This window comes from Streptomyces millisiae, assembly GCF_031845425.1.
Classification (GTDB): Bacteria; Actinomycetota; Actinomycetes; order Streptomycetales; family Streptomycetaceae; genus Streptomyces; species Streptomyces millisiae.
On the sequence record NZ_JAVREM010000294.1, the window covers coordinates 1 to 456 of the forward strand.

Annotated in this window: 1 pseudogene; it reads right to left on the minus strand. The window is 69.7% G+C overall.

Going from position 1 to position 456, the window contains the following annotated elements:
• Nucleotides 1–241, minus strand: a pseudogene (locus RNC47_RS36750) (penicillin-binding protein 2); the annotation flags it as partial.
• Nucleotides 242–456: the final 215 nt, after the last annotated feature.

Consider the following 456-nt stretch of genomic DNA (forward strand, 5'->3'; position numbering starts at 1 on the left):
GTGTGTAGGTCCTCTTGTACCGGAGGTCGCCGCCACTGGTCCCCTTCGATCCGGTGACCGGTGAACCGGCCACGATGATGTCCCCGAGCGGATGCGCGTACTGCGCGATGGTGTTCCGCCGGTTGTGCTCGTTGTCCGCGAGCGCCTTGGCCTCGTAGCCCTGCACCCAGGTCGCCCGCACCAGCAGGGCGAGCACCATGAGCAGACAGAAGGCCGAAGCGCGCCTGATTGTCTTGTTCATCCCGCTGGAGGACGAGCGGGGGAGCCGGGGGCGTTCCCGGTTGTGCCGCTTCTCACCGATTTCTCACCCGGCCCGATGTCACCTGGCGGACCGGCCTTCTCGAGCCCCGGCCGACGCGGCTGCCCCGGCGGCCTGCTCGATCGTCGCGAAGCGGGCCGCACGGGCTTCCTCGTCCACCGGCTGCTCGTTCTCGGCGCGCATCCCGGTCCGGCCGT